The sequence below is a fragment of the Niabella sp. genome, assembly GCF_030150205.1.
Taxonomy (GTDB): Bacteria; Bacteroidota; Bacteroidia; order Chitinophagales; family Chitinophagaceae; genus Niabella.
This window is the reverse complement of sequence record NZ_JASLGT010000004.1, coordinates 204,035-218,104: the sequence shown is the minus strand read 5'-3', so window position 1 is coordinate 218,104 and position 14,070 is coordinate 204,035. Positions and strand designations below refer to the sequence as shown.

Sequence of the window (14,070 nt, the reverse complement as noted above, 5' to 3'; positions counted from 1 at the left end):
GCGGTCTTCCCTGCGCCTTCCCAATTCAACAATCGTTTACTGCTCCGTCATAAACGTCCAGGTGATCTTACTATATGATTGGACCTCTTTTTTATGCGAAGGTTCAATGCTGCCCTTTAATTTTCCTTTGGCATCTTTTTCAATACGAACGGTTCTCCAGTCGTAGTTGCCTTTTTCATAATTAAAAGTTTCTCCGTCATCGTCATATAACCGGTACGTGCCGGGCTTTTCGCCATATACGCGAATCTCCAGGTCTACTTTTTCACCCGCCTTTGGCGCATGCAGCAGTGGCGGCATCATGGGAATGATGCCACCATCCTTTACATATACGGGGATCTTATCCAGTCCGGGCGTAACGGTAATCACTTCTCCATCACCGGCATAAGCGCCGGTGTAGAAATCATACCAGCGTCCCTTCGGCAACACTACTTTTCTGGAAGTTTGACCCGCAAACAATGGTGCTACCAACAAATATTCTCCTGCCATATACTGGTCTTTTACCTCGCGGGTTACAGCCTCCAGGTACGGATTATCTTCCAGGTTATTTTTTACAGAACTATTTGTCGTGTTTACCTGGTATCCCGGTTCCAGGCTCATTCCGCGAAAAACAGGTGTGCCATCGAAATGATATTTGGCAAACTCCGAATACCAGTAGGGCATCATCCGCATACGCAGCAAAGAAAGTTCCTTTACCTGTGCTGCCACTTCCGGATACGACCAGGGCTTGGTACCGCTGGACCATGCATTAATCATCGCCATGGGCGAAAAGATCACGGTCTGGAAACGGCGCAACCATTCTTCGGCCGTTTTTGAAGCGCGTACCTCCGGTGTCCACAAAACGCCGATATACCCGCTGTTGATAAGCGCGGTAATAAAATCTTCGTGGTTATAATAATCGTTATAAATCACATAGGGATAACTATTGGCACCGGCATTGGACGCTCTCACCAATCCATAAGTACGTTCATTCCTGTTTTTAAAAAGATCGATGCTGTTTTTCATGGCCAGCACTCCATAAGTTTGGCGCATCTGTTCTCCGGACAGCCCCGAAGGAAAGGTAGCCACATCCGGCCACAGGTAATGATCATACCCATCTACTTCATCGATCTTATACCCGCTTACACCAATATCTACCTGGTCTTTTTTTAATTGACCGAAGAAAATATCGCGCGCTTTGGGAATGGTAAAATCCGGTACTTCACCTGTCCATACTGTATGCGATCCTGTATAAGGTGTGATGGCTTTATAGAAAGAAGCCGATTTGGATACATAGGGATTGATCCAAAGATTCAGCCGGATCCGTTTATCCAGCATTTCCTTTACAAAGGCCGCGGGATCGGGGTATCGTCTTTTATCCCATTCAAAAGTGCCGGGATAAGCGCGGCTCTGCCAACCGGGTTCCAGCCCGATAAAATCAAGCGGATATCCTTTTGCAGAAAAAGAGTCCGCTTCCTGTTTTACGTCATCTGCCGTAAACAGCGATCGCACCCGTTGTGTAAAGCCCAGTCCCCACCGCGGCGGCAACACCCCCCCACCGTTAAACAGGTTGTAACGGCGCACCGCATCCAGCGGCGTTGGCCCTGCAAAAACATAAACTTCCGTACCCGGTGCCGGCACCAGCAATTCCACTGCATCTGAATACGGCCTCGAGCTCCAGCTCTTATCGGTATTCCGGTCTTTTTCCAGGGGAGGATGCTTGCTGTCTTTACGCACACCCGATCCGGCATATACGTTGATGTACCGTGCTGCATTTACAAACACCCCATATCCTTTGGATGATACATAAAAGGGAACGGGGGCATGGGTGCGGCCATTATCCTTACCGCCGTAATGATCCATATGCAATTGCAGTATTTTACCCCGCTGATGCACTGTTTGAAAATTCAGTCCAAAACCAAATAACTGCTCGTCTTTCTCCAATGGAAAACGCAGGTTGGTTTTACCATCGGTAACGGTGCCCGAAATATCATCTTTTGAAAAAGGAAATGCCTGTTCACTCATCGTTTTCAGGCCTGGCGCCGGCGTAGCGCCGGATGCTTTTAAAAGATCATAGGTTTCCGGTTTTCCTACAACGCCTTTCCATACGCCCGGGGCCACCGGGCTCCAGGTAATGGATTGCGCGGCAATCCCGTTCCATATGGCAACAAATAAAAAGAGATAAATGATTCTGTAATACATAATGGATCTATAATGGTACAATCGTGTATTGTTTGCCTTTAACTGTTTTAAAATCGATGGTATACCCTTTTTTTGCCGGCAGATCTGCCAGCTTTGCTTCCTTATTTTTTTCATAGGGCGGCTCGCCATAAGCCGTCAGCAGGGCATTGGGATTGGCACCCATTGCCGGCACGGCCTTTACCTCCACTACTTTCACCGGTATCGCTGTATGTACCCGGCAATTGCCGCCGGATCCCGATAAAACCGTAGCTCTTACCAGGCGGCCACCAGCCCATTCCATATTCCATTGAAAATCGCCACGTGCCCGGATGCCTTTTACCGATCCGCTTTTCCATACAGAAGGTAAAGCCGGTAATAACGCGATCTGCCCGTCATGACTTTGTAACAACATTTCGGTAATACCTGCTGTAGCTCCAAAATTGCCATCGATCTGAAAAGGCGGGTGTGCATCAAACAGGTTGGGATAGGTACCTCCACCACCCATGGTTTCCCTGGCTTGCCTGGGATCGATATAGGTAAAGGCATCACTTAATATTTTATAGGCATGATCTCCATCCTGTAACCTGGCCCACCAGTTGATCTTCCAGGCCATGCTCCAGCCCGTACTTACATCTCCACGGAAGATCAGCGACTGTTTGGCGGCTGCCGCCAGCTCCGGTGTTTCGGTTACATTGATCTGGCTGCCGGGATATAAGCCGAACAGGTGCGATAAATGCCGGTGCTTATCTTTTGGATCATCCCAGTCTTTAAACCATTCCTGTAACTGACCATACTGACCGATATGATACGGATAGAGTTTGTCTTTTACAGCTTCCAGCTCGCCTGTAAATGCCGCATCTGTGTTCAGTATTTTTGCCGCCCGGATCACCGCTGTAAATAGTTCGCGTATGATGGACATATCCATCGTACTGGCTATTGTTAACTGGTATTCTTTTCCTTTTATTTTTATGGTATTTTCCGGTGATGTGGAAGGATTGGTAACCCAATAGCCAGAAGCCGGATCCTTTACCAGCCAGCGCAGGAAAAACTGCGCCGCACCTTTCATCAATGGGTAGCCTTCTTTTTGCAGGAAGTTTTTATCGCCGGTAAACCGGTAATGTTCCCATAAGTGCGTGGAGAACCAGCCGCTCGCCATGGGCCAGCAACTCCAGCGCGGCATTCCCCGCGGGTCATCCCATCCCTGTCCGCCGGGCGGTGATGTTTTGGCCCAGAGATCTGAATTGTGATGCGTTACCCATCCTTCTTCAATGCCGTAATTTGTTTTTGCGGTAACGGCACCGTTCACCGCCAGCTCTTTCATAAAATCGAACAGGGGCTGGTGACATTCCGATAGATTGGTATTCTCCGCCAGCCAGTAGTTCATTTCCGTATTGATATTGGTGGTATAGTTACTGCCCCAGGGCGGCTGCACATGATCGTTCCAGATACCTTGCAGGTTCGTTGGACGCGCACCCGGACGGGAAGCGGCAATCATGAGGTAACGCCCGAACTGGTAGTAAAGGCTTTGTAAAGCAAAATCATCCGGTGCTTTTGCAAACTGCTTCAGCCGTTTGTCTGTGGGCATTTTTATGCGGTTGGCATCGGTACCCAGGTCGATGGTTACCCGGTTAAACAGGGACTGGTAATCGTTTATATGTGCTGACCGAAGGGCCGCATATTTTTTTTGCAATGCCCGGTTCAATACCGTAGTAGCCTCAACAGCGGGATCTTTTCCTTCTTTGCCGGGTGATTTATCGAAACCATTAAAGCTGGTGGCTTCAGACAGGTAAATGGTTACCGCATTGGCACCGGATACCACCAGCGCTGTATCTTTACGGTTTACTGATCCGCCTTCGGCGATGATTTTTGCATGCACTTCAAAATTCATTCCTTCCCCATTCCAATCATCGTACACTACCTGCTGTGGTTCATACTCGCGGTTGGCCACAAATTTGGGAGCCTTCCCTTTCAGCACCAGCAGGTCCTGGTCTTTATTTTCCGTACGGTATTTCAGCTTACTGGTCAGCCCGGCCACAAAACTAATGGCATTTTTTTTATCGGCCGTAATGCGGATCATCATGATCTTATCCGGATGACTGATAAAGGTTTCTCTTGTATACTGTACGCCTCCGGCCCTATACCGAACGGTGGTTGTGGCATTGGTCAGGTCCAGATCCCGGTAATAACCAGTGGCCTGTGTATCTTTTAATGAAAAGTTCAGCCAGAGATCTGCCAACGGCAGGTAACGGGCCGAATAAGGACCATGCATTTTTTTCCAGACCACCGCGGCACTGTCATAATTACCGGCGAAAACCAGCGCCCGCACTTTTTCCAGTATGGCAGGGCCCTCCGGCTGATTGCCAGGATTGGGAGCACCCGACCAAAGTGTATTGTCGTTTAACTGATAGCGTTCCTTTACAATGCCGCCAAACACCATGGCTCCCGTTTTTGCATTCCCCAGCGGCAGGGCCTCCTCCCAGATGGTAGCCGGTTGTTCATACCAGAGCCTGAGGGCATTTCCGTTACCGGCGGTTTGTGCATTTAACGCCCAACCGGGAATTATCATTGACAAGAGAATCAAAAATCTTTTCATTTCTATATGCCGCCCCTACGGGGCTTTGTTTTGTGTTAAAAACCTGTTCTACCGATATGTTGCCCCGATGGGGTGGCCATCAGGCCGCTACCACGTCCTTATTAAACCATTAAGAACAGATCTTCGCTTAACCTTCCTTAACAGCTTAATGGTTTCCGGCCATTTTACAGATCCAGGAATGCCATAGGCAATTTACCGGATACTGCGCTTACCACCACCCGGTCTTTTCCTTTCTCTACACTGATCAGCGCCCGGCCGTTGTAACACTGTACATACCTGGATCCGGAGGAGGTTCCCAGGTCATCCAGTAAGCGGCCATCGCCGGTTGATCCAAAACGGATCCAGTCCATTGCATCCAGGCAAGGCACGCCCTTATCGTCTAACAGTTGCGCCTGAAGTGTAATAATACCCGCTTCTTCTTTTATTTTCTTTAATTCCACACGCGCGGGTTTTGTCCACTTTTCGGTTTGGTATTCAAAACGGATTTCATCGGTAACCGTTTCTTTTCCTTTTTTTGCTACCACTTTAACCAGGTATGTTCCTTTTTTCAACGGCACATTCCAACGCAGGCCGGAGGCAGGAAAATCCTGGCTATTCCTTTTTTTACTTCCCAGGGATTTACCATTTACAAATAATTCCGCCACATCACAATTGGAATATACTTTGATCATCTTTTCTTCATCTTCATTCCCCCAGCGCACGGGCCAGGTATGCCCGTAAATATGCACCATGGGTTTGTTGGTCCAGTAAGACTGGAATACATAATATGCTTCTTTTTTTGTAAGATCTCGTTCCACCACTCCTTTCTGATTCATATACGGGATGGGATTATCCGGGCGCACCGGTGTAGAAAAATCCTTGAACGGCCATTGAGCCGTACCGGTAAGCCAGGGCATGGTTTCCTGTTCCTTGAGATGCCAGTCTACCAGGTTACAGAGATAGGTCTCACTCCAGTCTCCGTCCTTCGAAGCGCGGGCTGCGCCGCCATATAAAGAAGCATCGCCGGCACGCTCATCGGCAGCGCCGCTCGCCTTGATATTCTGCAGGGATTTATCCGGGTTTTCAGAATGACGTCCGGCATGGCTATCGCCGCCCCATTCTACATGTAAGAAATGATCTACCTTATCAAATTCCGCTTTTGTTACTTCCTTATACTCCGTATAAATACCGCGGTACCAGCCTGCCCAGATGGAAGGAGAATACACATCTACAATGTCCTTACAAAAATCGCAACGACGGATAGCGGTTTTACGCGAAGGGTCCAGACGATGCGAAAGATCATTCAGCGCTTTCATAAACTGCCGGATCTTTTCTTTATCAAACTCCGGAAAATCGCCCGGCCAGTCGTTCTCATTTCCAAGCCCCCAGATGATCACCGACGGATGATTGTAATGCTGTTCGATCATGTTGGTGAGCATGCGCCGGGCCTGCTCTTTGTATACATCACCTCCCAGCCCGCCCCGGCACCAGGGTATCTCTTCCCATACCAGGATCCCCAGGCTGTCGCATAAATTCAGAATGATGCGCGATTGCTGGTAATGTCCCAACCGGATAAAATTCACGCCCATTTCCTTCATGGAGATCATTTCATCGCGCATCATTTGCTCCGTCATGGCAGCGGCCACACCTGCGTGATCCTCGTGCCGGTGGGTGCCTCTTAATAAAAGCCGCTTACCGTTCAGCAGGAAGGGCCCATGTTTTACAAATTCAAAATTCCGGAATCCTATTTTTGTCTGTTCTGCATAGTTATCACCACGGGTACGAATAGTGGTAACCAATGTATACAATACCGGCGTCTCCGGCGCCCACAGTTGTGGCCGGTTTACTTTCAGCTCATCAAAGCGGTAGTCACCATTGAGGTTGCTTTTTTTACTGATCTTCTGCAGCTCCTTTCCGTTCGGATCCAGCAATTGCAGCGTCATCTCCGCCTCACCGGTAACCGCGGCCGGGTTATACAACCGGGTGCGCACCTTTACAGTACCCGTTTTACCATCTTTATCCGCTGCTGCTTCTGCAAACACTTTATCCAGGGAAACAGCCGGTGTATACACCAGGTTGAGATAGCGGTACAGGCCGCCGTAGAGATTAAAATCCGACAGATCGGAAGGAATCATTTCCAGGTCGCGCGAATTATCACTGCGAATGGACACCGGCACCTTTCCTTTGAATTGCTTTACCAGGCTGTCCTGTTTCAGAAAAGCATTTACCGCATCGGTAATATCGGCGGTCCACTCATCGTAGCCCCCCACATGCGTGGCCACCTTTGTGGTATATACATATACTTCCGTTTTTTGTCCCGCGCCTTCAAAATGCAGGAGGGTACGTCCGTTTGTATAAGGATTTTTAATGGCAAGCTGCGTACGGTACCAGGCCGGCCCCTGGTAATAATTTTCATCAGGGTCCACCGCATCCCGGGCATTCACACAGTGCGGCAATGTAACATTGGTCCACAACGGAACGCTTTCCGGGTTGCCCTCCTTCACAGGCCGTACGGCTTCCCATATACCTCCCAGGTCCTGTTTCAGGAATTGCCAGTTCCGGATCAGCCGGCTACTTTGCTGGGCGGAAGCCTTGTTATTACATAATAACAATGCCAGGATATACACCGGTAATAATACCCGGTAATAAAATACTTGTTTTTTGTTTTGACTGGTGAACATAAAAGCCTTCTCTGATTAATAAAAAAGCATGCAGGCAACCCATTATTTCGAAGGGTACAGTGCCGCTCCGTATACATGTACGACTCCATTAGTGGCGACAAATCCAATGGAACGGCTGTTGGTACGGTCATTGAACACAATTGGTGCAATATCCGCATTGTTCTGGATCCGCAGTGTAAATTTCCCTTGTGGATCAAACCCGTTTCCGCCTGCAGGATTAAAACCAGGCAGCGAGGGATCCCAGTAGCCCAGCAATGATTCTTTTGTTGTAGTACTATTAGGAGGTAGCAAGGATTGCAGGTATTTGTTCTCCGCTCCCAGATCATAGTAGTTATAAATGCCCTGGCCAATGAGATAGAGGAAAAATTTCTTTACCGTTTCCTTTGAATACTCTTCCCACCCGGTAGCGGGATGCGTTTGAGGCAGACCAGTAGTCGGGTTGATGATCGGGTTGCCATTACCATCCAGGTTCACGATCGGGAATGTAAAAAATAATCCTTTATCCATAACGCCGGAGCTATTAAATCCCCTTACGGCATCATTATGCAGAAATATAAATGTTCTCCCCTCCTTTTCATACTCCGAAAGATCGAACCCGCAATAGTCCAGTCCCTTTTTCATCCACCGGAATACCGTATCATTGGGTGCATCCGGTGTACCATCGGCTCTTTTTAGTAAAAACTCTTTAGCCGTCATATTGATATTCGGATCCAGCGTTTTCTTTTTATAATCATAATTCGTCTGCCTTTCTAATCCCAGCAGTTTCTTACATCCCGGAAGAAAAGTTGCGATCGCTGCAAACATCAGGATGCTGTTGATAGTGATTTTTAATATTTTCATCTGTTGATATTTTATGGTGTTCAATAGCCCTGCATCCCTGTACCTGCAACCGGGCCATTTTCTGTTTTTTTATCCGCCGTAGCCGGGGTTTTGAACCAGTTTCTTATTTGCATTCAATACACTCCGGTTGATGGGCCAGAAGACCCTTCTTGGATCACTAAAGCCGATAGCCTCTCCCGCAGGAGTACCGGCAGCGATCTGCCTTCTTCTCAATATCGGATCCATTACTTTTACCACGTTGCCGGTACGCACCAGATCGAACCATCTTTTACCTTCACCAACCAGCTCCATCTGGCGTTCTTTCAGGATCGCATCAGCCAGTGATACCTGGTCGGCAACCGATGCACTGCCATCAGCATATGCCGGAAGGCCGGCTCTAACGCGCACATAATTCAGGTATTTTAAGGCTGTGGGCTGATCTCCGGTAGCATTCAATGCTTCCGCATATAAAAGATAGATATCGGCTAAGCGGTACATCGGTAAATAGACGGGAGCTTCCTTAAAGTAGTACAATGCCAGCTCCGCCGCAGTGGAGGCTTTCGTAGGATTTACCGGTGAGGCATACCATTTCACAAAGCGGTCGCGGTTGGATTTAGTGGCATCCCCGCTCGCCGAATAGGGATCGATCGTTTGTTTCGGACGTATATCTACAGTAGCGGGAGCAGCTACCGTTTGCGGTATCACCCAGCTGTTATATAAATCAATATCCATAACGATCGGCTTGTTATTCGCCGTCCAGGATGTGATCATACAGGCACAATCATTTTTCAGGAAATCCCAGTGGATACTCCAGATCGATTCAATACTGGTATTGGGTATGGTGAACAACGATTTCCAGGTTGCCTGGGGCTGAAGGTTGGCGCCGCTTGCACCTGCATACAAAGCGCCGGTAGGCCCCTTCGCCTTAAACAGGTTCTTTATCCATACAATCGCATTGGGATAATCATGTTTCCACATATATACATCTGCCAGTATCGCGCATATCGCGCTTTCTCCAAGTGTCCATACAGAGGGTGTCTGATTTTTTACCACCAGGGAATACGCATTGGTAAGATCTGGTATGATCCTTTCATCAATTATTTTCGCTGCCTCCACGCGGGGTCTTTCCAGCGAGTCCGACAAACTTTCCATTGGAGTGGTCCATACCGGCGCATCGCCCCAAACCCGTACAATATAGAAATAGCACATTGCCCGCATTGCATAACTTTCTGCCAACGCTTTATTCATTACGGCCTCTGTAACCCGGCTGTCTGAAGCTGCAGCACCGGGAATATATTTGATATTGGCATTTGCTCTCCCGATTACGGTATAAAGACCCGACCAGTCGGAGAACTCATTATCCGTTGTCAGCGCATTCATTGTTATTTCGGTAGTTGCAATGGTTGTATAACTCAAAAACCGATCGAAATTATCGGAGCGATAATCGCCCCAGATCAGCGCTTTTTCTTTATAATTTCCGCTGCCTCCGATCATTTGGTCCTGAAACCCCGCATACATACCGGCAACGGCTGCATTTACATCGTAAAGGTTTTTGTAGAATTTATTCTGGGCCACCTGTGCCTGCGGCGAAAGGTCAAGAAACTTCTTACAGCCCCCGCATGCGCAAACAATACATATGATGATGATATAACTCAGCTTTTTCATTTTGTCAATTTAAAAGTTAACATTGATTCCAAATCCATATTCCCTTCTTTTGGGATATTTTCCATTGTCGTACCCCGGCTGCAATACATTGCTTGCACTGAATTCCGGATCGTATCCCCGGTAGTTGGTCCAGGTAAGCAGATTGGTGCCGAACACATAAACCGTTGCTCCTTTCAACAAGATCTTCCGGGTCAAACCGGGAAGAAACATATACGAAAGACGCAGACTGGAAAGACGTATAAAAGAGCCGTCTTCAATGAATATACTGTTGGCATCTTTTTTCTCATTTCCCCTGTTTTTAAATTCGGGGTAATAAGGGTATTTGGCAATATCACCCTGCTTTCTCCATACATTGTACACCATTTCGGGGCTGCCGGCGCCGGTATTGGACGGGTAACTTTGCGCCGCCAGCAACGCATTGTATACATGGGCACCAAAAGATGCATTTACCAGGAAGGACAACGAAAATTGCCGGTAGGTAAGGTTATTGAGTATGCCCAGGTAAAACTTAGGTTGCGCGTTGGCGAGTATCTGCCGGTCACGGTCATCGATCAGACTGTCTTTGTTGATATTTTCCCAGATCACATCTCCTCCACGCAGCTTACCTCCGGGATCATACATCTGGTGTACGGCCCCGTTATAAGGCTGTCCGTTGAACGTGTATACAGGCTTACCATTGTCATACAACGGTTTTCCATCCTGACCCAATACCACTGTAAGCCGCTCCCAGTTATCATTGTATGCATTGGATTCATTCCAGGCGTACACCCCAAGATTTTTCCAGCCAAAGAAATTACCGATCCTTCCGCCCTCTTCGATATACCATTTATTGGCTACGATAAAAGGCATACCGTCGCCCAGTTTCTTAATGCTATTCCGTTCAAAAGAAATATTTCCACCGATCTCCCAGGTAACGCCTCTGCTGCTTTTTGCAAGGAAGGGCGTGCCCTTTGCGGAAAACTCCAGTCCGCGATTCTCCAATGTGCCAATATTTACTTTCACATTATCGAAGCCTGTTTCCCCCGGAAGCGCTTTCTCATACAGAAGGTCTTTTGTTGTTTTGATATAGTAGTCTGCAGTGAACGTTAAGCGGCCACGGAAAAAAGTCAGATCCAAACCTACATTTTGTTGCTGGGTGGTTTCCCAGTGTACGGTTTCATTTCCGAATGTAGGCGTGGTATATGCACCGCCAACACCCGCATAACTTCCGGCAAAGATGATTTTATTAAGATAATCGTTTGAACCAATACGGTCATTACCCACCTGGCCAAAACCCAGCCTGAAGCGACCATCGCTTAACACATCTTTTGCCCAATACATGAATTGTTCATCAGAAAAACGCCATCCCGCAGAAGCGGAATAAAAATTACCATACCGTGCCTGGCTGCCAAAACGGGAAGAACCATCCCGGCGGAAAATACCGGCCAGTGTATATCTTCCTTTATAGCTATAGTTGCCTCTTGCAAACAAATTTGCCCCGGCTGTAACATCCGCATCCGAATAGGTTTTGGAGGCCGTAATATAAGAAGGCTGCGTAATAAAGATTTCTTCACTTACCACATTGGCATATTCAGAATGTGCCCGGTCGTACCTTCTTTTATCTGCGCTCACACCCAATGTAGCCTGCAGGTTGTGGTTGCTGTTAAACGTTTTGTTGTAGTTAAAGAAGGACTGATATTCCCAGGAAAACGCTTTTTGCACATCGTTTACCCCATTATTCTGGTCTTTGTTGGCCGAAACATACCGGGGCGAAAATTGTAAATTCTGACGGTCATCCAACATCGCATTAAACGTGGTGGTAAACAGCAGGTCTTTCGTGATCTTGTATTGTACCGAATTGGCGAACTGGATAGAGAACACATCTGTCTTATTGGTTTCATATATAGCGTTCGCAACAGGGTTACGTTTAGATCCGATATAACTGGTTAACGAGCCATCCGGGTAATAGATCAGCGAAAACGCCGGCCGGTCAAAAGCCACGGCTACCGTTCGGGCAATCGGCACTTCATTACCTGTTTGATACATCATGGAAATATTGCTCAGATACTTCAGTCTGGGTGATGCCTGGTATTCAATATTGCTTCGTACCTGCACCCGCTTGATATAACTGTTCAAAATGATCGACTTATCATTCAGGTAATTAACCCCTGTATAATAGCTGAGCCCTTTTTGTCCGCCGCTGATACCCAGGTTCAGCTGCTGCCGGTCTCCAAGATTACCCAACAGGATCTGCTGCAGGTCGTTATCAGAATTAAACCCGGGATTTAATGAGTCCGTATTGCCACCGGTAGTACCGGTAGGGTTGGCAGACTGTATTCTTCTGAATTCGCGCACTTCGGCAGAGTTGTTTTGCGGCAATTTGTGTGCAAGCTTTCCAAAAATGCGGGAATAATTCAGATCGATCCTCGCGCGGCCTTCTTTACCTTTTTTTGTGGTAATGATAATGACACCATTTGCAGCACGTGCACCATAAATCGCGGCCGATGCCGCATCTTTCAACACTTCGATGCGCTCGATATCCATGGGGTTGATGCGGGCGCCATCGGGGTTGATAACACCGTCTACAAGATATAAAGGCCCATTGCCACCATTAAGTGTAGATGCTCCGCGGATCTGGATCGATCCTTCTGCCCCAGGGGCTCCGCCACCGTCATTTACTACTAATACCCCGGCAGCCTGCCCCTGCAATGCATCAAACAAATTAACGGGCTGGCGCTCTTCAATTTGTTTGGAGCTGATTGAGGAAATAGCTCCTGTAACATCGCGCTTTCGCTGGGTTCCATACCCCACTACCACAATCTCATCCAGATCACTCAATGCCTGTTTCAATACTACGTTCACCGTCCGTTCCTCGTTCAATACCTTTTCAGTATTGGCATAACTAACGGCCGAAAAAACCAGGGTTCCTTTCCCATCAGGCACCTGGATGGAAAACCGCCCGGAAGAATCGGTCATGGTACCGCGGTCGGAGTCTTTTAACGCCACCGAAACCTGCGAAACAGGTGCGCCTTTTTCATCTACTACGGTCCCCTTTATCTGAACATTCTTTTGCGCCTGCAAAAAAACAGGTAGTGAAAACAGGAAAGAACACAACACCAACAGCCTTGTGATTCTTTTCCTTTTTTTCGTGAAGCAATACGTCATACAGTTTATTTTAAGGTTTTGTTCAATCGTTTGCACATCTGCAAATAAAGATGTTTTTGGAGCAAAAGGACTTTCTATATTATCCAACCATTAAGCTATTTTGGCATCCGGTTATATCACAATAAGATTCTTATGTATATTTCGCTTACTATTACTTGTCAACATAAAATCCGGATGAAACCGCATGTATTAAAAATGGCAACGCAACCGGGCATTTCCTTTGAAGTAAGAAGGGATCTTGTACCGGTAAATAACCGCTGGCATTGTCATAAAGAGGTGGAACTCATTTATATCGCTCAAGGATCGGGCACCCTTTTGGTGGGGGACCATGTCCGCAATTTTTCAGCAGGCACCCTCTGTTTGATCGGTGCTGATGTGCCACATTACTGGCGGTTCGACGACCGGTATTTTGAAAATGCGGATGTATCGATTGATGTGATTGCCATTCATTTCCTTGAAATTTTCTGGGGAAAAGAATTCCTGGTGCTCCCGGAAAATAACAGCATCCGGCAATTGCTCGAAAGAGCACAAAAAGGCATACTGATCCAGGGCCGGATCCGGCCGCTTATTCACTCCTTTGAATACCTGTTGCATATAGACGGGCCTTACCGCATTATTACCCTGATCGCATTGCTTTCGAAGATTGCCGGCTGGGCCGAAGTACTGCTCCTTTCTTCCGGTAAGGTTCCTACAGGCGCAGGCGTATTGGAAGAACAACGGATCAATGCCGTTTATGAATACTCCATGAAACATTTTAAACGGAAAATACCGCTTCATGAAATTGCGCGGGTAGCCAGCGTGAGTCCGAATGCCTTTTGCCGGTATTTTAAACAACGTACCAGGAAAACCTATTCGCAGTTTATTACGGAATTGCGCATCGGTTATGTATGCAAACGGCTGGTGGAAACCGATGCGCCGGTAAAATTGCTGTGCTATGAAAGCGGATTTAATAATTCCACCTCCTTTCACCGGTGCTTTAAACATATTACCGGGAAAAGTCCCCTCTCTTATCAGAAAACGTACCGGACTTAA

General features: G+C 47.6%; 7 protein-coding genes. 1 reads left to right on the top strand and 6 read right to left on the bottom strand.

What is annotated here, in order from left to right:
- Positions 1 to 36: 36 nt before the first annotated feature.
- The 6 genes from Q1V85_RS03390 to Q1V85_RS03365 form a co-directional block, all read right to left on the bottom strand.
- Complete coding sequence (locus Q1V85_RS03390; RefSeq protein WP_300597452.1) at positions 37 to 2,178, bottom strand: TIM-barrel domain-containing protein; 2,142 nt, start codon at positions 2,176 to 2,178, stop codon at positions 37 to 39.
- A 7-nt stretch (positions 2,179 to 2,185) separates the two neighbouring features.
- Positions 2,186 to 4,723, bottom strand: a complete 2,538-nt coding sequence (locus Q1V85_RS03385) for a glycoside hydrolase family 95 protein (RefSeq protein ID WP_300597549.1) — start codon at positions 4,721 to 4,723, stop codon at positions 2,186 to 2,188.
- A 191-nt stretch (positions 4,724 to 4,914) separates the two neighbouring features.
- Positions 4,915 to 7,410 carry a glycoside hydrolase family 2 TIM barrel-domain containing protein gene (locus Q1V85_RS03380; protein ID WP_300597451.1) on the bottom strand — a complete coding sequence of 832 codons (2,496 nt, stop codon included), beginning with the start codon at positions 7,408 to 7,410 and terminating at the stop codon, positions 4,915 to 4,917.
- A 42-nt stretch (positions 7,411 to 7,452) separates the two neighbouring features.
- A complete protein-coding gene (locus tag Q1V85_RS03375; RefSeq protein WP_300597450.1) occupies positions 7,453 to 8,250 on the bottom strand; it encodes a hypothetical protein in 798 nt (265 codons plus the stop codon).
- A gap of 69 nt (positions 8,251 to 8,319) precedes the next feature.
- Positions 8,320 to 9,894 carry a RagB/SusD family nutrient uptake outer membrane protein gene (locus tag Q1V85_RS03370; RefSeq protein ID WP_300597449.1) on the bottom strand — a complete coding sequence of 525 codons (1,575 nt, stop codon included), beginning with the start codon at positions 9,892 to 9,894 and terminating at the stop codon, positions 8,320 to 8,322.
- 9 nt (positions 9,895 to 9,903) lie between these two features.
- On the bottom strand, positions 9,904 to 13,038 hold the full coding sequence (locus Q1V85_RS03365; RefSeq protein WP_300597448.1) for a SusC/RagA family TonB-linked outer membrane protein: 3,135 nt from the start codon (positions 13,036 to 13,038) through the stop codon (positions 9,904 to 9,906).
- Between the two features lie 195 nt (positions 13,039 to 13,233).
- On the opposite strand from Q1V85_RS03365, the gene Q1V85_RS03360 reads away from it, so the two are divergent.
- Positions 13,234 to 14,070, top strand: coding sequence for an AraC family transcriptional regulator (locus Q1V85_RS03360; protein WP_300597447.1), 837 nt, complete (start codon positions 13,234 to 13,236; stop codon positions 14,068 to 14,070).

Excerpts from the sequence above, each read along its gene's own strand:
- Q1V85_RS03380 (WP_300597451.1), bottom strand. The coding sequence starts at position 7,410 with ATGTTCACCAGTCAAAACAAAAAACAAGTATTTTATTACCGGGTATTA.
- Q1V85_RS03370 (WP_300597449.1), bottom strand. The coding sequence starts at position 9,894 with ATGAAAAAGCTGAGTTATATCATCATCATATGTATTGTTTGCGCATGC.
- Q1V85_RS03375 (WP_300597450.1), bottom strand. The coding sequence starts at position 8,250 with ATGAAAATATTAAAAATCACTATCAACAGCATCCTGATGTTTGCAGCG.
- Q1V85_RS03390 (WP_300597452.1), bottom strand. The coding sequence starts at position 2,178 with ATGTATTACAGAATCATTTATCTCTTTTTATTTGTTGCCATATGGAAC.
- Q1V85_RS03385 (WP_300597549.1), bottom strand. The coding sequence starts at position 4,723 with ATGATAATTCCCGGTTGGGCGTTAAATGCACAAACCGCCGGTAACGGA.
- Q1V85_RS03365 (WP_300597448.1), bottom strand. The coding sequence starts at position 13,038 with ATGACGTATTGCTTCACGAAAAAAAGGAAAAGAATCACAAGGCTGTTG.
- Q1V85_RS03360 (WP_300597447.1), top strand. The coding sequence starts at position 13,234 with ATGGCAACGCAACCGGGCATTTCCTTTGAAGTAAGAAGGGATCTTGTA.